The following is a 20,403-nucleotide window of genomic DNA, read 5'->3' on the forward strand; positions in this document are numbered from 1 at the left end:
ACTCTATTTTTTCTGCTTAGCGTATTCTGCCGTGTACTCAGCAATGACCTTCTCGCCGCCTGCTTTCATCCATTTATCAAGTTCAGCCTGCCAGCCAGCGTCGTCGATTTTACCCATAATGTATTTGGTTTGAGCATCACGAATCATGTTATCGAGCTCAACGCCTTTTTCGGCGTAGGTCTTCGAATTAAATGTCAGGGCCACATTCGGAACGACACTTTTCAGATTATCTTGAGCGATCTTCGAACCTTTTGCCTGAAGATCATTTTGCTTCAACGGGAGTCCTTTTCCTGCTGTTTCGAATGACGGCAAGCTATCACGATACGGTTTAACTTCAAGGTTGAACAATGTCAAATCTTTTATTTGTCCTTTGCCATCCTCGGTTTTGGTAAAGTGTTTGCCTTCAATTCCTCTTGTCAGCAGTGTTGACATTTCAGCATCTAGCAGCTTATCGAAGAAGCCTAACAGGCGCTTCAGTTCCGCTTCCTTCTTCACGCTTGATTTAGGGAATAGGAAGAAACCGTTGTTTCCAGACTCAGCCGGAACTTTAAGTCCAGATGGACCTTCAAATGGTACGACATCTACTACTGCGCTTGGTGTTGATTTCGAAACATTATCAAAAGAAAGTGCAGCAGCTGTTGCTACCGTGTTAACACGAATACCAACTTTACCAGCATTCCATTTATTATCGGAATCCGCTGTTTGCACGATGGAGAAATCCTGGTTAATTAATTTCTCAGCATACAAACGTTTCAATAACTTCAAGGAGTCCATATACGGCTTCGTCATAAATTCAGCTACGATTTTACCATTTTCAACCCCCCATTTATTAGGCGCCCCATTCGGAACAGATAGACGAGTTAAAAAGCTGCTGCTAAGAACTGGATCGTTATAGTTTTTATCCAAGAAGAAGCCGTACGTATCCGCTTGACCATTCTTATCCGGATCTTTTTCTGCCACTGTTTTGGCCATGTTGTACCAATCGTCTAGTGTAACTGGAGGCTTTAAGCCGAGCCCACTAAACCAGTCTTTACGGTAGATGATACCTGCACGTCCTATGTCACGGTATAACGGCAACCCGTATAGTTTGCCATCCACTTTAATGTTGTCGTAATACATCGGACTAAGCTCCGATAAATTTTTGTAATCCTTCAATAAAGGGCCAATTTCCCAGAACAAGCCAGACTGGATGGCATTTAGGGTCGATGCGTTAGCTTTCACTTTAAAAGCTTTAGGCATTTCGCTAGAAGCAATCATGATGTTCTTCTTGTCTTCAAAAGCAGCATCTGGAATCCATTGAATATCAATTTTGGCATTCGTATATTTCTCTATCGCCAACTCGATATCGCTGCCCTTCTTAGGCGCTTCCCCTACCTGCGGCGTAGCAATGGTTACCTCTAGTGGTGTGTTATCCACCGTTTTTTCTTCTTTCTTCGGATCTGTGCTGTTTCCGCAACCTGCAAGTGTACCTGTTGTCAATGCGATGGAGCAAAGTAAAGCCATATACCTTTTTTTCATCATTCTTACCCCTCCATGATTATGAATAATATGGTACATATGCAAAGATGAACCCTTATAGGTTATCCCTTTACCGAACCTAATAAAACGCCTTTCGCGAAATGCTTCTGTAAGAATGGATAGACGAGAACAATCGGTATTGTCGCGACGACAATCGAAGCCATCCGAATCGTTTGAGGCAAATAATCCGTCGGATCGGACTGTGAGGTCGAATCACCAATTTTATCTTGAGACATGAGCACAATTTGCCTAAGCACAACCTGTACGGGCCATTTCTCAGAATCGTTGATATAAATAACAGCATGGAAGAACGTATTCCAATGTCCCACTGCGTAAAACAGTCCGAAAGTCGCCATAGCTGGCATGGACAAGGGCAGCACGATTCTGAATAAAGTTCCGATATCGTTGCAGCCGTCAATTCTCGCAGCATCTTCCAATCCATCAGGAATTTGCTGGAAAAAGTTTTTTAGAACGATTAAGTTAAATGCACTAATGGCTGTTGGAATCATAAGAGACCAATATGAATTAATTAGACCAACCGATTTGACGACGAAGTAGGTCGGAATCATGCCGCCACTGAAAAGCATCGTAATGAGGATTAATAGCATAAAGGTTTTACGCCCACGCAACGTGGCCCGAGCCAATGGATACGCCGTAAACGAAGTGAGTATGAGATTGATCAATGTTCCTAAAACGGTTACATAAATCGATACGCCGATGCTTCTAATCATGGTGTCCGTTGAAAAAATGTATTTATACGCACTAAACGTAAATTTAGTAGGTATCAAAAGCAATCCACCTTTGACAACCTCTGAAGGGGCAGCAAAAGATACCGAAACAATATAGACAAACGGTATAATCGTGATCAAGGAAACAAGTGTTAATAACGCATAGTTAACCCAATCAAATACTTTATTGCTTAATGTCTTATCATTTGTTGGCATTGTATATCTCCACCTCCTAGTAAACGCCTTCTTCGCCAAACTTCTTCGCTAGCTTGTTCGCACCGAGGACAAGTATCAGCCCCACTAACGATTTGAACAAACCAACTGCAGCACTATAACTATATTGCGCCTGTGTCAAACCCTTCATATACACATAGGTATCGAACACTTCGCCCACTTCACGGTTCATCGAGTTCAACATCAGGAAGATATGTTCAAAGCCTGTATCCAGGAAACTGCCCAATCGTAGAATAAACAGAATTACAATCGTACTGCGGATCGCAGGTATCGTAATATGCCAGAGTTGACGCCAGCGACCAGCCCCATCCATACGGGCAGCCTCATATAATTGCAAGTCGACGCCAGACAAAGCGGCTAAGAAGATAATCGTCCCCCAACCTGCCTCTTTCCAAATCGATTGCGCAATAATCATGGGTCTAAACCATTCTTCGCTCAACATAAATGGGATTTTCTCAAACCCGAATTGTGCCAGCAATTCATTAACGACGCCACCCTCTGTCGTAAATAACACATAAAATATACCTACAGCAACTACCCACGAAATGAAATGCGGCAAATAGAGCAATGTTTGGACGATTCGTTTGAACATCTCTCTTCGCGCTTCATTAATCATAAGAGCTAATAGGATCGGAAGCGGAAAAAAGAAGACTAAATTATAGATGGCTAACAACAAAGTATTTCGAAACAGTGACCAGAATTGGGGCTCCATAAAAAATCGTTCAAAATGTTTAAAGCCAACCCATGGACTGTTTATAAATCCGGTAAAAGGCTTGTAGTCCTGAAACGCCATGACCAGACCAAGCATTGGAACATATTTGAATACGACAAAATATAAGATCCCGGGAAACAAAAGTAGATACATCCATCGATCTCTTAAGAGATCTCGCACTAGCTGTGATCGTTTAAATGAGCTTAATCGAGCTCTTTGCATTTGTGCTTCCAAGGGTTGCGGCACTCGACTTCCTCCTGACTGGTATGTGTTTGGCTTCCCTCGTATCATAAGTTATGAAATGAATATCAGGCTATCGTACTCATTTAACTTCTTTTTCTCAACCTTGAAAACCCTTACATGACGGGCGTTTAGCGGATGTGAAACCTTCAAGTAATCATTCTTTGCTGTCATCGTAATGATTTAGCTATTAGCTTCATTCCGTTATATCACACAAAAAAGCCCAGTAAATTAACTATCTAATTTACTGGGCTTCGTTATAAACTTTTCTAATACTATACATTAATTACAGACAGGCACTTTCAGTAAAGCCTTTCTGACATAGTCGGACTTAGTATCCCTGCACCAAGGCCTGTGAATATCTGATGGCATGAAAATGGCGAACTGCCCTGGACATAGCGTCAACTCCATCTCATTTTCCGCACCATCGAAAAAGGTATGATCGTCAATGGCTGGACTCACCTCAACCGGTTGATTCCTCTCGCAATCCCGTGCGAATCCAATGGTCTCTGATCCGGCAAGGATATAGTGAATATCCATATATCGTTGATGTCGCTCTGGCAATGCCTCCGCGAAGGGAAGCGTAGCTGTCGTTTTCACGACCAGATAGGTACCGTCTTCCCCCACAGGATATACCCCATCCTCGATATCATCGAATGTGCATGTAGACAGGTAGTCCAAATGCTGCGCAAGCCGCTCTGCGTATAACCATTTATCCTCTGACCACTTACGGAAATCTCCTAAGATCACGTGTGGTTCCTCCTTGCCAATATGATCGTTTCAACCGAGTGAAGTCCTCACACATCCTATGTTTTCACTAGCATCAATAACGATCCTGCTATCGGTGTCATGATCATCGCCGAGCGAAGCAGCAGCTTCGGAGCTCTCTTCGTAAACTTAGCCCCAATATAAGAGCCGATCATCGTCCCTGCAACGACTTGAGCGAGCAATACAAAGTCCAAGAATCCCGCTTGGAAAAATCCAATCGACCCGAACAAAGCGATCGGTAGAATAACGACCATTGTCGTCCCCACCGCTTGTCGGAGTGGAAACCCGAATAGAATGAGCAAAGCCAGCTGGATGAATGGTGTCGATCCAATCCCAAAGACTCCAGAGAGTGATCCCGTTACTATACCCGTAACCGCCGCTAAAAACCAGAACTTCACCTTTTTTAACTCGTCGGATTCCGTAGCAAGCACCCGCTCCTTCGAGGAAAACACCTTGCTTGTTCGAAGCCAAATAAGAAGTCCAGAGACGAACAACATACCACTGGTTAGCCAGATCAGCTGATCGGCTGCAATCATGCGAGCCACAAAGGTTCCAGCATACGCACCACCCGCTCCGAAGGCTCCAATAATGAGGCCTGAGCGAAGCCTAGCATTCCCTTCTCGGAAATGACTGATTGAACCCGATAAAGTTGTAAAAACCATTGCTGCAATTGAAGTGCCAAGCGCTGTATGAACAGGGACATGAAACACGGCTAGAAGAATCCCAATAATAAAGCCAGAGCCCCCCGTCCCGGCAAAGCCTAAGATCATCCCCATCAGAAGCATGGTTACTAGAATGTCCACATTCGCCAACTACTTTCTCATTCAGGTTGTTTGAAAGGCATATTGTTGATAGAAAGAAGGCCTCATATCGGTACGATTCCGATTATGTCCATTTTCTCGAATGTATTTCAAGTAATCTAGATTAATATCTCCGACGACAACCATCTCCACATTCGCTTCCCCTTGGCTGACAATCGCATTCGGTGTGCCAATCATCGGTTGAATCGGTGAATAGATGCCGCTTTTACCCGTGAATGTGAAACCGTAAGGAATATGCGTTGGAAACGGAATCGATCCGATCATATGACTATTCACAACGTACACCTGATTCTCCGAAGCTCTTGCCTGAGCGAATAGAATATTGCGGCTTTGCCCCCACTCATCGAGACAACAAGTCGGTGCGAGGATAATATCAGCCCCCATTTGACTAAGGATACGCGCCACTTCGGGAAACGAGTTATCATAACAGATGGAGATGCCATAGGTCACACCATTTATTTCGAAAACATCCAGCTTATCGCCAGGTGTGGTCAATTCTTTGTTATACACCATCTCATAAGAAGGATGAATCTTGTTCTGTTCAAAGACTGCGCCGCTAGCTGTGAAGACATACGCTGTATTGTAATAGCATTTACGATCCGGCTGATAGGCGAAATGTGTCCCCGCAGCGAGTGTGATTTGATACTCTTTGGCCAAATTGGCACATAATTGCTTGATCGCTGTTGTGTATTCCTTGCCAAACCACTCGAAAATTTTCGTGACATCCTCCGTACTCTTGATGTCAAAATGGTGCAGCGTGAGCAGCTCAATCGCGAAAAACTCAGGCAATAAGAGCAGCTCCGCCCCTTGTGCTACGGCTGATTCAACGTGCCAACGAACATGATCCTCAAAGTCTTTCATTGATCTTAGCTTTTTGGCCCGAAACTGGCTGCTGGCAATCTTCATCTTAGTTAACTCCTCTCAGTTCGACCTCATGGGTGATCTTTCGCATGAATTGATTCATCCTCGCATTTTTCAAATGAAAAACTTCATCTGGTTTCCCGCTCATCGTAATTTGACCATCCTCCATAAAAAGAACGCGATCAGATACGTTGCGAGCAAAATTCATCTCATGTGTCACGACGACCATCGTCATGCCCTCTTTCGCAAGTTTGACCATGATATCGAGCACTTCATGGACTAATTCAGGGTCAAGTGCGGACGTCGGCTCGTCGAACAAAATAACCTTTGGTTCCATGGCCAAAGCTCTTGCTATCGCCACACGCTGTTGTTGACCACCCGATAAATTAGCGGGATACTCATTAATTTTCTCTTGTAAGCCAACCTTTTCAAGCAGCTTAATCGCTTTGGCTTCTGCTTCTTTACGTGGAACCTTTTTCACAATACGCGGTCCCTCGGTTACGTTATCCAGTACGGTTTTATTCGGCCATAGATTAAATTGCTGAAAGACCATGCTGACCTCCGATCGAAGCCAGGTCAATTTCATGTACGATTGAAGCGTTAAGCGGCCGCGAGCGTTCGTCTTATATTCGGCTTTACGTGTATCCACGTAAATCTCCCCTGAGGTCGGCACCTCCAGTAGGTTCATACAGCGTAGTAATGTGCTTTTCCCCGCACCGCTCGGTCCAATAATCGAGACAACCTCACCCTCTCGAATTTCGAGATTGATTTGATCCAGTACCTTTTTCTCATGAAATTGTTTATTTAGTCCACGAATATGAATCATATCTCACGCCTCCTACCTTTTCGCAATACGCAGCTTCTTTTCAATGAAGAATTGCAGCAACATGATCGAACTGGTCATGGTTAAGTAGATAACGCCTGCCACACCCAGTGTCTCCATGACACTGTATGTACTGTTATAAGCTCGTTGTGCGCCAAGCATTAAATCCGGCACGGTAACAATGGATACGATGGCTGACTCTTTCAGCATGATGACACAGTTATTAATATAAGGTGGGGTTAGCAGTCTAATTGCTTGCGGGATGGTGATGCGAATCATCTTCTGAAAAGGGTTCATCCCGATCGAATCCGCTGCCTCTAATTGACCTCGATCCACCGACATGATGCCTGCTCGAATGATCTCCGACTTAAAGGAAGCGGAATTGATCGACATGGCCGCAAGCCCTGCGACAAAGGCAGGAAGCTTGAGACCGAATGGTGTCGCATAATACAACCAGAACAGCGTAAGCATTAACGGGGTTCCTCGAAATACCCATACATAAACGAAGGCAATGCCGCGAACTACACTGATACTGGAAAGCCTCATAAGAGCAATAAAGTAGCCAAGTATTGTTGCGCACAAGATGGCTAGTATGGAGATTTTGAAAGTCGTCAGCGCCCCCTCTAAATAGAGGGGCATATAATTGGATACAATTTCCCAGTCCATGCCAATCACTCATTTTCTGTTTATTTTTAGGTTACTTCGGAAGCGGTGCCCCTACCCATTTGGTAGCGAGTTTATCGATAGTTCCGTCCTTCATCTTCTCATCAATCAAACTATCAATAATTGCCTTTAATTCGGGTTCATTTTTACGCATACCTACTCCCATGTTTTTCACTGCTGCAACATTACCAACCAGCTTAAGTGGCTTATCGCTCTTATCATTCTTGATGTAATCGTTCGCTGCAATGTTGCCAACTGCATAAAGGTCGATTCGACCTGCTTTTAGATCTGTGAATGCTTCCGCATTCCCTGGGTATTCCTTCAGCTCTTTGAAGCCTCCGAATTCCTTAATGACGGTATGTGTTGCTGAACCGCCAATCACGCCTGTAATCAGACCACTCAGCTTTGTTACGTCCTCTACTTTGGTGGTATCCTTCAACGTCACAGCTACCGTGCCGTCTTTGCCATAAGGAATGGAGAAATCAATACTCTTCTTTCTCTCATCCGTTTCCGAAAGAGCTGACATCACAAGATCAAATTTCCCTGCTACGAGACCTGGGATTAAGCCTGAGATGTTTCCTGGCACGAACTCAACCTTAACGCCAAGTTTCTCTGCAATCATTGTACCGATGTCGATATCTAGTCCTGTGATCTGGCTTTGTTCATTCATGAAGGTCATTGGACGGAAGTTTCCGCTTGTTCCAATCACGAGCTTGCCGTTCTTTTTAATTTGCTGAACTGTTGCTGATGTTGCAGGCACACTTGATGCAGCCACGGCTGAAGTTGTTGATGCTACTGACTGATCTGTAGGCTTAGCAGATGTACCTGTTGTCGTTGCCTTACTTCCACAAGCGGTAACTAATAAAAGCGATGCAATAACCAAGCCCTTACTCATCCATTTACCATGTTTCATTTTCCCCAGCTCCCCGTAATGTATATTGTCTTTATATGTTAGATTATATATCATTGAAATTAGGTTTACATTAGAGTTGCTTCACAAATCTATCATGATTCCATTGTGAACCATTCACAAAAATTCTGCACTCATAACGGTAATATTCAACGATTCATTCTACTTTCCCTCTATATACGAAAGATTTTTTTAGTATTTCCTACTAAATTTGTTCTTTCCTCCATCTTCATTTTATGTTAGGTTTATTAACATAACAATTGAGGAGGTCAGGCTATGAATGGAATCAGTGTGAATGAATTAATCGCTCATAAACCTTTCCTATTTGGAGAAGATCCTATCATAAGTGGCGCCAATGGCTTAAACCGTCGCATTACCAATGTGAATGTGATGGAAGTACCGGATGTTTTCAACTGGGTAAGGCATGGCGATCTCCTCCTCACCACCGCATACTCCATTAAAGATAACCCCAATGCTCAGAATGAGCTGATTCCCAAACTTGCTGCAACAGGAATAGCCGCTATAGGTATCAAAACCAAGCGGTATCTCGAAACCGTTCCAGAAGAAATGGTTACTCTTTCTAATGAATATGGGCTGCCCATCTTGGAGCTGGCCTATCAAATCGGCTATTCCCAGACTATTTCGGAAGTGCTTGAGGAAATTCTCAACCAGAAAACGAATTGGCTCATGGAACAGCATCATAAGATACAGTTGCTTACCAGTACGCTAATTATGGGCGAGAACAGCAAAACCTTTATTGAGACATTTTCCAAGAGTACAGGTTTGCAAGCTGCCTTGATTACCTATGAATCTGACATGTATGCCACTGATCCCGCGTTTAGGAAGGAATGGCCTGATGCCAGACACCTTCGGCCCGTTGCACCGCATTCATCTACCACAGCACTGCCTTCTTATTGGCTCGACGCTGACACAACCACCATTTATTTGCCGATTGAGAAAAATAACGAAACGATGGCTTACTTTGTCTGTTGGGGTTGTAAGGACGGGGAATGGGAGCCGTTGCAGTTCCTGCTTCAGCATACGGTTAACTTACTAACCCTGCACCTCAGCAAACAACATTCGCTGCGCAGTTTAGAGGATAATCAGAAAGATCTTTTTCTCAAAACCTGGATCCTAGGTGAAATTACCGATCCACAGGCCATAGCGCTGCAGGCTGCTTCATGCGGACTTCAGCTGCAAACTAGCTACAATGTTTGTCTAACCTCACCGCTCCCACCTTTTTCATCAAGAGAAATCATGAATGTGAAAGCTTACTGTATTCTTCAAGGCATTGTCTTACTTTCTATGGGGAATGAATGGGTTTTCCTTATTCCAAAGCCGCTGGCTAATCAGAAAAGCGCCTATCAGAAGCTTCAATCAGAGCTCCATAAATATTTGAAACAACCTGGCATTCGTCTTGGCATCAGCAGTATGAAGGGACTGTCCGACATAAACGAGGGATACAAAGAAACCGTAACGGCACTAGAACTCTGGGACTTCATTCAGCCAAATGAAACGCTATGTTACTACGACCAACTCGGTATGTACTCGATTGTTCATGTACTTTCTGATCAAGAATCCATCAAAAAACAGCTATTTCAGTATATTCAGCCCCTATACATGTTCGATAAAGAGAATAACGCTAAGCTTGTTGATACGTTAATTACTTACTTGCAATTCGGCGGCAACATTAAGGAAACCGCAAAGGCTTCTTACTGCCATTACAACTCCATTGTCTATCGACTAGAAAAAGTTCAAACCTTATTAGGGGTTGATTTGAAAGACCCTGATATTCGTTTCCAATTGCAAATGGCTGTCAAAGTGTTCGCTTTTTCCACAAAAAAAAAGGAACTATGATGGGCTCATAGTTCCTTGTGAATCGTAAAGTGATGATTGCCTAGCTGCGGACTCTTCATCTCAACGACATCGCCAATTTGACAAGTCATTGGATTCGACGGTGTCCCTGTTAGGATGATATCCCCCTTACATAAGGTTGTCATGCGTGAAATATGCGAGATCAACCAGTTCGAAGAGAATAGCAGGTTCACTGTGTTATCTTTCTGAATAAGATTGCCATTCACCCACATTTCGAGATCAACCTGATGTGGATCAGCAATAGAAACCATCTGGCCAATCGGGGTCATCTGATCAAACATCTTGAATCTTCCCGTATCAAAATGCGCGCTCGCCGTCATATCATTAGCAATAGCATAGCCCGCGACAATGGACGCTACATCCTCTTCCGCAATATTTCTGGCTTCCTGACCGATAATGACCGCCATTTCCACCTCACAGATGAACTCCGTAAGCTGGGGCGGCAAATAAATATCGGTCTCTACTGTTAAGCTTTGCGGAGACTTGATAAAGAGGAAGGGATCCTCTTCATGGGTGATCCCTTTTTGAGCGCGAAAAGCTTTAAAATTCGGTCCCACACCAATGATTTTGCGTGTTTCTTTCAAGTACGCTTGGATATTCATGAGAAGCTCCCCTTTATTTCTCTAATCCTTTAAATCCCGAAGTCGGTTGTTTTTTTGCTGAACAGATCGCATTAAGTCGACGTTAACATCCTTATCCTCAGCGAAGCTGATGAGTGCGTTAACATCTTTGGGCAGGCATTTGCCACCATAACCGCGATTATCCTCATAGACAAATGTATGACTTCGCCCGATTCGAGGGTCCTCGAGCCAAACTTCACGCAATTCATTGTAATCAATGCCGTAAGCACCAGCGACATCATAAAATTCGTTGCAAAATGACACTTTCAGCGCAAGGAAGCAATTCTCCATGTACTTCGCCATTTCGGCTGTACGAGCATCTGTCAACCGTATTCTCACTTCCGCGTTATACACCTGCTGATACGCACGGACCACAAGGCTAGCATCAGCAGATGCGCCTCCCAGCGTAAGCCACGTACGGTGACGCAAGTCTGCAAAATGATGATCCACTGTTTCCCCGTAATATTCAGGCTGGAAAACGATTCTCTTCCTTGTGCGTTCCTTCATATCATCCGTGAAGCCAACTGGTACGGTCGAACGAATAACAATCACTTCAGATGTCAGCCACACAACAACTTCTTCCACAATAGATGTATCGCATTTACCATTCGGAAGCGAGGGCGTCGGAACACAAACAAACACCATGTCACATGCGTTCACCTCATTTTGGCTGCCCATCTGTAGAGGTCCATCATATATAACAGCCTTGGGAAATAAAGCATGAATCGCTTTGCCTACATGGCCATATCCAACAATTCCTATCTTCATCGTTATCCTCGCTCCTCATGTTGTTAATTAATTTATAAACGACTCCCCTATGTATTACGCTGCCACTTTATCTTCTTGGATCTGTTGCTGTTCCTGACGCTTCTTCTGAACAGCTAGAAGAATGAATACTAAGAAGTAATATCCCCAGTAACCCACGAACTCTTCCAGTGAAGGATTCTGCGTATAACCAAGGAAAGCTTTAAAGAAAATACCGACTTGGCCGTTAATAAGCGGCTCTTTTCCATAATCACGCAGATATTGCACACCGTCAATAGGGTGTTCTGGCATAAAGGCCGTAATATTATAAATTTCAGCTATCTGGTGTCCTGCTGTTCGATATAGGCTGCCTATAATTCCTAAATCCTGCATAATCCCAATCGCCTGAACAAACAGTCCAGCCGAAATCATCATCAGAAACACGGCAGTTATGCGGAAGAAAGTACTTAAACGAATTTTCTTCGTCCCTTTGAAAAAGAGTAGTCCCACCACTGCGGCTAGCACCAGACCGAATAGAGCTCCCCAACTTTCAAGTGCTTTCTGAATATTGCCTCCCGTAATGGCTGCGAAGAAGAATACTGTCTCTACCCCCTCGCGCACAACGACCAAAAAGGAGTGAACAACCATGTTAATGGCGCCGCCAATGGTCAATATATGAGCAACCTTGCTCTGAACCTTGCCTTGCATCTCACTGCTTTGCTTCCCCATGAACATAATCATATGAGTCAATAAACCAGATGAGACGAGCATAATCCCGATCTTCAAATAATTCTGACTACCCATACTTGCAAAACCAGTTAATAAAACCTGGAAAGCAAGAGCCAAGCCATAACTGACAACTATGGCGAAAAACACGCCAACCCATACCCATTTATGCCAATGGATCGCATCAATTCGAGTCAAATAAGTAAGGATGACACCTACAATGAGAATGGCTTCCAGTGCTTCGCGAAACGTAATGAGAAATGCCTGTAAATCCATGATCTGCCTCCTGTTCTCTTTCCTTGCATCTGAACATTGAAAAACACTTGTGCTTATACAGCACAAGTGTCTCCCTTCTGAACGAGATGATTAACGAAGAATGATGATCTCACCATTTTGATAGAATACGCCATAACTGAACAACTCAGCTACTGCACGTAATGGGATGAATGAACTGCCGTTTTGAAGAACAACCGGCTGATCCAATTTAACTTTCTCGTTTACTTTACCATTCTCAACAACTTGATCGGAACCAGCTTTGATTTCTGTTTTCTTGCCATCTTTCGTGATCACGATCGTTTGCGTTGCTTCAACCCATTCAACTTGCGCATTAATCGCTTGAGCAATAACTCGAACCGGTACTAGCGTACGGCCGCTTTCTTGATTAACGAACGGAGCATTCTCAGCTGTGAAAGCAGCACCATTTACTTTATATCCTTTGTCGTTCACTTTTAAGCTGGAACCATCTTTGTCAACGAGGAATTTTACGATGTCAAAAATTGCTGCGTTCGTAGCGGCTGCATCGGATTTATCAACAGCTTCATTTAATTTCGTAGCTGCAACACTTGCAGCTGCAAATTTCTCTTTACCTAAGAACACTTCTTGGCTAGCAAGGAACATCGTACCTTCAGCAACATATCCGCGTGCACCTTGTAGATCACCAGCTTCTTGTTTAACTAGGATTTGGTTAAGGTATTCAGATACTTTACCGATCATCGTGCGTTGAAGCGCATCACCAATTTCAGCTTGTTTGATTTTGCTAGCATCGCCGGAAGCAAAGGCATTTTTAACGAAATCAGCGTCAGCAGGGCTTCCGCCTTTAAGGTAAGTGTATACAGGCATAAACAGGAAGTAACCTTCTGTGATCGCTTTTGATTGGTCAGCTGCAGCAGCTAATCCAACGTTTTCTGCGTATGTATATGTTGCAAGCGCATAGTTTTTGATCAATGTTTTGTCAAGAATTTGACGGTGAAAGTTAAAGTCATTCAAGTTGTTGTCTTTGATATCTTTTTGAATTAGCTCAATTGTTGTTTTCAAAAGTGGAACCATGTTCAAGCTATACTTCGTATCACGTTTTACAACGTTAGCTTGTAGAGCACCTTCATAAATTTGAACGACTTTATCGAATGCAGCCGTTGCTCCAGCGATGTCACCCTTGGTCAACGCAGGACGTACTTGGTTACTCATCAAATCACGAAGTGCGAAGAAGTAATACCATTGCAATCCTTTATCGATTGCTTCTTTCGCTGGACCTACTGGCAAGTCACCTTTAATGGCAGCATCCAAAATAAGCAAGATGTTGGCATCCATTTTAGGGTCATCTGCTTTGATGTTGACATCCAGTCGTTTAACATCTGTTTGGAATTTATCAACATATAATTTCTTAATATCAGCAAGCACAGCTTTATCCGTTTTATCTGTGAAGAGTGCTTTAATATCTGTGAACGACTTAAGGCTAGCGGAGATCGTTTGATCTTCTTTGATTTGAAATTTAGTTTCTGCAAAAGCAACGGATGTTACTGTAACAACGCTTGATAGAGCGATTGAAGCACTTAATACTACTGATAAAAATTTACGCATGATAAGTTTCTCCTCTATTCGTCTCAATTTTTTGGTTGACCTAACGGTTACGGTTAAATCCACTTTCTTTTGCGAGCGAACCATACGGCCCCGCCTAATACAATGATGACACCACCAATGACACCAACACTGACCCATGGATTCGTTTTGTCTGAGCGTTGCATCGGTGCATGAGCGGCTGCTTCTTTCACAGGCTCAGCTTTCACGGCTGCGCTAGTCTCTGTAGCTTTAGCGGGTGCTTCTACTGTAGCAGTAGGCTTAGCCGCTTCAGTCGTCGGTGTTGGGCTTGGACTTACTGATGCAGACGGCTCAGGAGAACTTGTCGATACTGTCGCAGCTGCGTCTGGCGCCTTCGTCTCTGCCGGTTTGGCCTCCGTCGTGGCAGCAGGCTGTTCTTGCTTAGGACTAACTTCCACCTTCACAACGGGCTCTGTCTTTGTCGTCTCTACCGGCTTAACGGTAGGCGTCGGCGTACTTGTGGCAGCTGGTGCTGGTGCACTGTAAGCTTTATAAGGAAATAGTGGCTTTACCTTACCAAAGATAAAATCAACCTTCTCCTTAAAGACAGCAGGCTGCACTGGCTTCTTCCCAACGCCGAACAATCCTGGATTACCTAATGCATCAAGGGCAGCGTCAAATGACTTATCAATTTCTGCTTTGCCCGATCCTATGTAAGGCTCTAGGGTATCATAGGTTGCCTTGGCTTTCGCCAATAGCAGCTTTGCACCCGCATAGTCATCAATACCCTGTTCAGCATAGGTAAAACGACGATCTAAGTTCATAACAAGGACAGCTTTGAAATTAGCAATAACTAATTTATTATCCTTTTCCTTGAAATTAGCATCTAACGTAGTTCCGACCTCTTCACCAAAGTGTGCTACAAGTTCTGCTCTTCTCTCTTTGTACGCACCTTCAGCTGCTCCCCAATCATTCGCACCATCACCAACACTAGCTTGCACCAGTTTGAACGTCTCAGCGACATCTTCCGTATTGGCGTCGCCGTAAGAATAGGCCAGCGCGGAAGTCGGCAGGATCAATATTGCCGCAATCACAAGAGTCAATCCGGCTAGTAGCCATCTTTTCATATCTTCACCTCTACTATGAATGTGATTCTCAATGTCATTGATAATGATAATCATTGTCCATTTCTATGTCAACCTTTATTTTACAATTTGATCACACATTGATCATCGTCCGTTCATAAAGGTAACTAACGAACCCATTCAAATAAAGTCACGTGTCCATAGGCAGGGTCAAACAGCGAATCGGATGTAAACTCGGCAATCTGTTTTAAATGCGATTCCACCGATTTTCCCTGAGCGGCAAAACCTTGCACAACATGATCGGTTAGAAAAACGCGTCGATCCGAATTGGCTCCTGCCAATGATTGGAAATACCCGTACGTATAGATGCGCTCATGTTCGTAATCTGCTTGTAAGTACTGCAGGACTCTCGTTTCTTCCCATGTAAACAGAATGAGAGGCTCATGCAAGCTACTCAGATAGTCATGCAGCTGATAAATCGCCGGTTCGTCCAAAGCCTGCCTTTTTAATAGCTGCGAGCCATAGAAAACCTGTACGACAATGAAACTAATGAAGAGCGTGTACAGTAACTTTGGTGCTAGTCTCAACAGTCGGGACTTGGGATCTGAGGCCTTCACAGCATCTGCCGTTCGAATGATATAGACAAACAGGAGGCATAAAATTGGCGAAACGACTGGAACAATATGTCGAGGTTTTTCGATATTTTGACCTATTAACGCCCATATGGAATAAAGAACAGCACAACCGACCAACCAAAGTAAGTAATTCCTGTTCTCTTTATTAAGCTGCTCTATCGATGCGACGAATCCTCGTACGACCAACGTTATGACAGCCAAAATCGCGAGACTCGCTCCAATTAGAATGGAACCACCGAAAAGGGCAGAACCTAGCAAATTTTGCCCGAATAGCTGGATGATTCGGTCCCCCATGGGCATCGGCGTTGAGATCACTCCACCGCCCCACTCAGAGAAATGCCCCTCTACAAAAGCTAGGGACAACTTCCAGAAGCCAGCCACATTTCCTTCTGAAAGTACCAAGCCGGCTACCCAAATCAATTGAAACAGCCCTGCTGCCAGAGCTGAACCTCCTACTCGGAGCCATCTCCTCCAACGGGTAGCCCCCTGCTGCCAAAGCGAATACCAGAGGGGGAATAAGGCTAAACCGTAAGGAAAGAAAGATAGGCGTATCCCCATCAAGAAGCTGAACATCAGCAGCGCTAGCCCGTGACGCAGCACAGCGTGCGGACGATCCATCGCAAAGCGGATACTCCAAAGAAACCACCACAGCATGGCCATGCCTGCGCATTCCGACATGGGACGTGAGGACATGAGCCAAATGTAGGGGCTGCTTAAAACGAGTGCAGGCAGCAAAAGGCTCTTGATGCCGCTACCCGTCAGACGATGTGCTAATAAAAACATAGGAATCGCGGAGCTTAATGCCGCTAAGGTATTGAAGACGGATAAGGCGATAGCGGGATTATTCATCCATCGATTAATAAACCAACCACCCAGAATAAAGTAGGGATATCCAGGAAAATGAGGCTGCATGGCCAGTAGATCATACCGATGCAGTGCGAGTGTGAAGTCCACCTCGTCCCATGTACGCACATAAGGACTCGCATATAGCAGACTAAGGCAGATCACACTGGCTATAACTGCAGCTGCAAAAAACGCCATTACTAACGCGTTACGTGTCATAAGCTCGGTTCATCTCGATGCATTTGGACAGTGGCCTTGCGCTTACGGGAGACGGGACGTCTCATTTCTTTGTAAATCGCCGGAATTACGGAAGATACATACTGTCTGAACTTGATGAAGGATTGACCCTTGGTCCGTACTTGGTACGAGATCGGAATCTCCTCTAAACGGTAGCCCTGACGAACCAGATTAATCGTGAGCACCTGGGCGTAATTGTAGTCATGAATAATGACGGCGTTCTCCATGGCATCGCGTGAGAATCCACGCATCCCTGACTGGCCGTCATAAATCCATCTGCGCAGTAGAATCGCCTGCAGCAGGGTAAAGGTATAGTTGCCTAAGCGGCGATGCAACTTCATCCCTTGAATATGGCCTTTGAAACGTGAGCCAAAGGTGTAGTCCGCGCGCCCGCTGATAATGGGCGTAAGGACGTCAGGGATTTGCTCCGGTGGATACTCATTATCCGCATCAATCATGATGCCAATGTCGCCGCCGAGCAGGCAACATTGCTTCAGCCCTTCGCGAACGGCTGCGCCGAGCCCCCGATTGTGCGGAAACGACACAATGTGGTCGGCCCCCGCTTCGTGCGCAACTTGGACGGTGAGGTCCTTAGACCCATCGTCGATCACAAGCACTTCCACCTCATATTGCGGGTGGAAATCTCTCGGAACGCGGGCAATGACCCCGCTGATATTCTCTTCTTCATTATGTGCAGGCATGAAAACGATGATTTTTTTCTTAGTCATGATTTTTAATAGCCTCCGTTAGAACAGGTCCACGACTATGGCTTGGAAAGGGTGCTCCCAGCAAATAAGCCAGCGTCGGCGCCATAGATACGAGTGAATGCTTCTCATCAATGCGGCGGCCCGCTTCGATGGTTGGACCGTGCAGGAAGAAAGGTACATAACGCTCGCCTTCGTCAAGATGCCCATGTCCGCCAATGCCATCTGCTTGCCCGTGATCTGCACAGATGATCAATGTTGTATTCGCCATCATACCGCGTTCTTCGAGCCAACCGACGAACTCTTCAATAAGTTGGTCCGCTTCGGCAATCTTTTGCGTGTAATCATCGTAGAGAACACCTCGGCTGTGACCTGTTTGGTCAACTCCAATTAATTGGGCAACGAGTAGGTCAGGATTTTGCTCTGCCATAATCTTCTTCGCTCGCTCGATGATATTACGATCTGCAACATCGTTGTGCATAACAGCCGTCACACTCTCCACATCGTCTCTCATGGAGTCAATCAAGTGTGCAATGCCCAGCAAGCGACCTTTTTTGCCCACTTTACGCAGTGAATCGAAAATACTCTCAACCCGAATACCCAGCTTCCACACCATATTGGAGCGAATCCCATGCTCACGTGGATATGTACCTGTAAACATCGAGGAGAAGCATACTACGGTACGCGCTGGATATACGGTTTCCATTTGCGCATATTCGGTGCCTTCTGCTCGCAGTTTCTTCATAAATGGGGCATCCGCTTCCTCAAAGCGTTCTTTACGCATACCATCCACAACGATAACGATCACTTTCTGGTTCAATGCTCTAGCGCCTGCTTGTACAGGGCTTGAATCACGTGTATACGTTGGAATTTCAGATGGCTTCCAGTCGAATAAGTTACGGTGCAGAATGAAACTGTAGATCAACAAACCTCCTGCAAATAGCAGCCCTGTACCCACATCAACCGAAACATCCGCCTCGAATTGACCATAATAATGACTCCATACAAACAGCAACAGTAGAAACTTAGGCATCTGCTCCTGCGCATTGCCGCTTGTAGAGTCACTATTCTTCAGGACAAGCTTCCAAAAGCGTGTGAAATTCCACCAGGTCGTTCCAATTCGCAAATGGTAGTAAAACGTGCCCCAGAAATAAATCGTAAAAAAATAAAACACCCCTAACGCCAGCACATATAGAGTTAGTTCATTTCGTTCCCAAATAAGAAGTGCGGCAATAAGAGGCAACCATAAATAATTGCGTAAAAAGAGCGGAAAATCGAAGCAATAATAAAGTACAAATAGAGGAAGCGTCACAAGCAGGCTTAGACCCGCCGCGCTCCAAAAGCTAGAATCAGACCATACACCGATATGGTACAACAGAAAAACGCCGACAACGAAAATTGGTGTAAACGGTTTCCCCTCATTCAACAGGTTCCAGCAGCGTGCTGCAACAATCTCAAAAGATGATGCCTTTTTCATATTAATCTTCCTTCCGCACTTTGTTATAGGATTGTGATTTAGTTTGACTTGTGACTCGGCTAATCCAAGCTTTCATTTCTCTAAAGTGCAGCGGCATCCGCAACAAAGAATAGCCACCTAACGCATAGGCAAATAGAAATTTAAACGTATGCGACAATAGCGCCGCTCTATAGGCGTCTTTCCCATCTATACCCAATAAGGCAAGTGAGCCGCTCATCGTACTTTCATAGGTGCCAATGCCCCCAGGTGTAATATGAAAAATTTGCCCAGCAATCGTCATGCTATTGGCCCATACGAGCGAAATGCTTCCTAATTGCAAATTAATAATTTGGAAGACTGCGATAATGACCCCCGCTTCTAGCACCCAACTGAATGTGATTAAGCCCAGAATGGCGAGCCCTTTGCCCGAAAGCATTTTAAGATGAAAATAGGCAGAATGTTTGACGACAAATGGGAATTTGCGAATCACAGGTAAATAATGAGCCGTTGCGAGAATCGCTGTGCCAGAGGCTAGCAGCGTCACCCACATCCATGAAGAAGGCAGACCCATGCGGACGATACCAATGCCTCCAATGACCCCAAGCACAAGCATATCCAACAGGCGCATAACCGCTACGGAATGGAGTGCATCCTCCCATGACTTTCTGCCATTTTTCATTAATAAACCGGTTCGGACCCCATCTCCCACCTTGATCGGCAGCACATGGTTTACGAGCAAACTGTAGCTAATCGCATGAAAATAGAACGAGAATTTGACATCTTGTCCCGCGTAAATTCGCCAAGCTGCCGCTTTGAGAAGAAAGGAAGCTAAGTAGGCGATTACCATGAAGGCAAACCATTTGGGCCGGCGGAAGAGCAGCCCTACATCGCGAAGCCATTCCTTCGAATCGAACCATTGCCATGTGATAACAATGGAACAAACGACCAGAATGATCGCTATAGATTGGATCATTCGTTTTTTTGTCAGCATATTTGTTGAGACCTTCTTTGGAATGAAGTTAAATACCAGCATGAGAATGAGAATCATGGTCAGTATAGGCGGTTTACACCTTTACGTCAATCGAAGATTTACCAGAGTGTATAAAAAACCTGAGGGCAGCATGAACTGCAATCCCTCAGGTTTCTTGTGCTGTCTATTTTATCCAAAACAATAACTACTTATCGGCTCTCGTGAAATACCTTTACTTCAGCTGTTCCGAAAACACTAGCTTATAGATGAAGACACTTAACAGTATGCTCGTAAATGCTGCAGAGCCGGTAAAGGAGAATACGATTAAAATTTGATAACGCACAGCTTCCACTGCTCAGCTCCTGCCACGATCATACCTGTCATCATCCCTGGAAGCTGAACAAGTCCGACTGTC

19 protein-coding genes and 1 pseudogene are annotated in these 20,403 nt (G+C 44.7%); 1 reads left to right on the forward strand and 19 read right to left on the reverse strand.

From position 1 onward, the window contains the following. Positions 1-3: 3 nt before the first annotated feature. The 9 genes from L6I86_RS07885 to L6I86_RS07925 form a co-directional block, all read right to left on the reverse strand. Positions 4-1,521 (reverse strand): extracellular solute-binding protein, encoded by a 1,518-nt coding sequence (locus tag L6I86_RS07885; protein ID WP_236286012.1) that lies wholly within the window; start codon positions 1,519-1,521, stop codon positions 4-6. A 59-nt stretch (positions 1,522-1,580) separates the two neighbouring features. After that, positions 1,581-2,462 (reverse strand): carbohydrate ABC transporter permease, encoded by an 882-nt coding sequence (locus tag L6I86_RS07890; protein ID WP_236286013.1) that lies wholly within the window; start codon positions 2,460-2,462, stop codon positions 1,581-1,583. 16 nt (positions 2,463-2,478) lie between these two features. Next, complete coding sequence (locus tag L6I86_RS07895; protein ID WP_036744170.1) at positions 2,479-3,414, reverse strand: ABC transporter permease; 936 nt, start codon at positions 3,412-3,414, stop codon at positions 2,479-2,481. A 300-nt stretch (positions 3,415-3,714) separates the two neighbouring features. After that, a complete protein-coding gene (locus L6I86_RS07900) occupies positions 3,715-4,182 on the reverse strand; it encodes a NanQ anomerase/TabA/YiaL family protein (RefSeq protein WP_236286014.1) in 468 nt (155 codons plus the stop codon). Positions 4,183-4,238: 56 nt separating this feature from the next. Continuing rightward, positions 4,239-4,985, reverse strand: coding sequence for a sulfite exporter TauE/SafE family protein (locus L6I86_RS07905; RefSeq protein WP_420851859.1), 747 nt, complete (start codon positions 4,983-4,985; stop codon positions 4,239-4,241). A 39-nt stretch (positions 4,986-5,024) separates the two neighbouring features. After that, positions 5,025-5,927: a nitrilase-related carbon-nitrogen hydrolase gene (locus tag L6I86_RS07910; protein ID WP_236286015.1), complete on the reverse strand. Its 903-nt coding sequence runs from the start codon at positions 5,925-5,927 to the stop codon at positions 5,025-5,027. A 1-nt stretch (position 5,928) separates the two neighbouring features. Further along, positions 5,929-6,708, reverse strand: a complete 780-nt coding sequence (locus L6I86_RS07915; protein WP_236286016.1) for an amino acid ABC transporter ATP-binding protein — start codon at positions 6,706-6,708, stop codon at positions 5,929-5,931. A gap of 12 nt (positions 6,709-6,720) precedes the next feature. Further along, a complete protein-coding gene (locus L6I86_RS07920) occupies positions 6,721-7,371 on the reverse strand; it encodes an amino acid ABC transporter permease (protein ID WP_056623832.1) in 651 nt (216 codons plus the stop codon). A gap of 31 nt (positions 7,372-7,402) precedes the next feature. Next, on the reverse strand, positions 7,403-8,281 hold the full coding sequence (locus tag L6I86_RS07925; RefSeq protein WP_236286017.1) for an ABC transporter substrate-binding protein: 879 nt from the start codon (positions 8,279-8,281) through the stop codon (positions 7,403-7,405). A gap of 273 nt (positions 8,282-8,554) precedes the next feature. On the opposite strand from L6I86_RS07925, the gene L6I86_RS07930 reads away from it, so the two are divergent. After that, positions 8,555-10,135, forward strand: a complete 1,581-nt coding sequence (locus tag L6I86_RS07930) for a PucR family transcriptional regulator (RefSeq protein ID WP_236286018.1) — start codon at positions 8,555-8,557, stop codon at positions 10,133-10,135. A 5-nt stretch (positions 10,136-10,140) separates the two neighbouring features. On the opposite strand, the gene L6I86_RS07935 is transcribed toward L6I86_RS07930, so the two are convergent. The 10 genes and pseudogenes from L6I86_RS07935 to L6I86_RS07980 all read right to left on the reverse strand — a co-directional run. After that, positions 10,141-10,755, reverse strand: a complete 615-nt coding sequence (locus L6I86_RS07935) for a fumarylacetoacetate hydrolase family protein (RefSeq protein ID WP_236286019.1) — start codon at positions 10,753-10,755, stop codon at positions 10,141-10,143. 21 nt (positions 10,756-10,776) lie between these two features. Continuing rightward, positions 10,777-11,541: a Rossmann-fold NAD(P)-binding domain-containing protein gene (locus tag L6I86_RS07940; RefSeq protein WP_236286020.1), complete on the reverse strand. Its 765-nt coding sequence runs from the start codon at positions 11,539-11,541 to the stop codon at positions 10,777-10,779. Positions 11,542-11,595: 54 nt separating this feature from the next. Next, complete coding sequence (locus L6I86_RS07945; RefSeq protein WP_236286021.1) at positions 11,596-12,519, reverse strand: FTR1 family iron permease; 924 nt, start codon at positions 12,517-12,519, stop codon at positions 11,596-11,598. A 90-nt stretch (positions 12,520-12,609) separates the two neighbouring features. Then, on the reverse strand, positions 12,610-14,100 hold the full coding sequence (locus L6I86_RS07950) for a copper amine oxidase N-terminal domain-containing protein (protein ID WP_056623849.1): 1,491 nt from the start codon (positions 14,098-14,100) through the stop codon (positions 12,610-12,612). Between the two features lie 53 nt (positions 14,101-14,153). Beyond that, on the reverse strand, positions 14,154-15,185 hold the full coding sequence (locus tag L6I86_RS07955; RefSeq protein ID WP_236286022.1) for a hypothetical protein: 1,032 nt from the start codon (positions 15,183-15,185) through the stop codon (positions 14,154-14,156). 125 nt (positions 15,186-15,310) lie between these two features. Continuing rightward, entirely contained in the window at positions 15,311-16,840 is a 1,530-nt protein-coding gene (locus L6I86_RS07960; RefSeq protein ID WP_236286023.1) for a hypothetical protein, read from the reverse strand. Continuing rightward, on the reverse strand, positions 16,837-17,586 hold the full coding sequence (locus L6I86_RS07965; protein ID WP_236286024.1) for a glycosyltransferase family 2 protein: 750 nt from the start codon (positions 17,584-17,586) through the stop codon (positions 16,837-16,839). The genes L6I86_RS07960 and L6I86_RS07965 overlap by 4 nt, the downstream gene beginning before the upstream one ends. After that, positions 17,579-19,039: an alkaline phosphatase family protein gene (locus L6I86_RS07970; RefSeq protein ID WP_236286025.1), complete on the reverse strand. Its 1,461-nt coding sequence runs from the start codon at positions 19,037-19,039 to the stop codon at positions 17,579-17,581. Before L6I86_RS07970 ends, L6I86_RS07965 begins: the two co-directional genes overlap by 8 nt. Position 19,040: 1 nt before the next feature. After that, complete coding sequence (locus L6I86_RS07975) at positions 19,041-20,009, reverse strand: lysylphosphatidylglycerol synthase transmembrane domain-containing protein (RefSeq protein WP_236286026.1); 969 nt, start codon at positions 20,007-20,009, stop codon at positions 19,041-19,043. Positions 20,010-20,220: 211 nt separating this feature from the next. After that, positions 20,221-20,402, reverse strand: a pseudogene (locus tag L6I86_RS07980) (ABC transporter permease); the annotation flags it as partial. Between the last annotated feature and the right edge of the window lies 1 nt (position 20,403).

The sequence above is a fragment of the Paenibacillus allorhizoplanae genome (assembly GCF_927798215.1).
Classification (GTDB): Bacteria; Bacillota; Bacilli; order Paenibacillales; family NBRC-103111; genus Paenibacillus_E; species Paenibacillus_E allorhizoplanae.

Excerpts from the sequence above, each read along its gene's own strand:
- L6I86_RS07885 (WP_236286012.1), bottom strand. The coding sequence starts at position 1,521 with ATGATGAAAAAAAGGTATATGGCTTTACTTTGCTCCATCGCATTGACA.
- L6I86_RS07890 (WP_236286013.1), bottom strand. The coding sequence starts at position 2,462 with ATGCCAACAAATGATAAGACATTAAGCAATAAAGTATTTGATTGGGTT.
- L6I86_RS07895 (WP_036744170.1), bottom strand. The coding sequence starts at position 3,414 with ATGCAAAGAGCTCGATTAAGCTCATTTAAACGATCACAGCTAGTGCGA.
- L6I86_RS07905 (WP_420851859.1), bottom strand. The coding sequence starts at position 4,985 with ATGCTTCTGATGGGGATGATCTTAGGCTTTGCCGGGACGGGGGGCTCT.
- L6I86_RS07910 (WP_236286015.1), bottom strand. The coding sequence starts at position 5,927 with ATGAAGATTGCCAGCAGCCAGTTTCGGGCCAAAAAGCTAAGATCAATG.
- L6I86_RS07915 (WP_236286016.1), bottom strand. The coding sequence starts at position 6,708 with ATGATTCATATTCGTGGACTAAATAAACAATTTCATGAGAAAAAGGTA.
- L6I86_RS07920 (WP_056623832.1), bottom strand. The coding sequence starts at position 7,371 with ATGGACTGGGAAATTGTATCCAATTATATGCCCCTCTATTTAGAGGGG.
- L6I86_RS07925 (WP_236286017.1), bottom strand. The coding sequence starts at position 8,281 with ATGAAACATGGTAAATGGATGAGTAAGGGCTTGGTTATTGCATCGCTT.
- L6I86_RS07930 (WP_236286018.1), top strand. The coding sequence starts at position 8,555 with ATGAATGGAATCAGTGTGAATGAATTAATCGCTCATAAACCTTTCCTA.
- L6I86_RS07935 (WP_236286019.1), bottom strand. The coding sequence starts at position 10,755 with ATGAATATCCAAGCGTACTTGAAAGAAACACGCAAAATCATTGGTGTG.
- L6I86_RS07940 (WP_236286020.1), bottom strand. The coding sequence starts at position 11,541 with ATGAAGATAGGAATTGTTGGATATGGCCATGTAGGCAAAGCGATTCAT.
- L6I86_RS07945 (WP_236286021.1), bottom strand. The coding sequence starts at position 12,519 with ATGGATTTACAGGCATTTCTCATTACGTTTCGCGAAGCACTGGAAGCC.
- L6I86_RS07950 (WP_056623849.1), bottom strand. The coding sequence starts at position 14,100 with ATGCGTAAATTTTTATCAGTAGTATTAAGTGCTTCAATCGCTCTATCA.
- L6I86_RS07955 (WP_236286022.1), bottom strand. The coding sequence starts at position 15,185 with ATGAAAAGATGGCTACTAGCCGGATTGACTCTTGTGATTGCGGCAATA.
- L6I86_RS07960 (WP_236286023.1), bottom strand. The coding sequence starts at position 16,840 with ATGACACGTAACGCGTTAGTAATGGCGTTTTTTGCAGCTGCAGTTATA.
- L6I86_RS07965 (WP_236286024.1), bottom strand. The coding sequence starts at position 17,586 with ATGACTAAGAAAAAAATCATCGTTTTCATGCCTGCACATAATGAAGAA.
- L6I86_RS07970 (WP_236286025.1), bottom strand. The coding sequence starts at position 19,039 with ATGAAAAAGGCATCATCTTTTGAGATTGTTGCAGCACGCTGCTGGAAC.
- L6I86_RS07975 (WP_236286026.1), bottom strand. The coding sequence starts at position 20,009 with ATGCTGACAAAAAAACGAATGATCCAATCTATAGCGATCATTCTGGTC.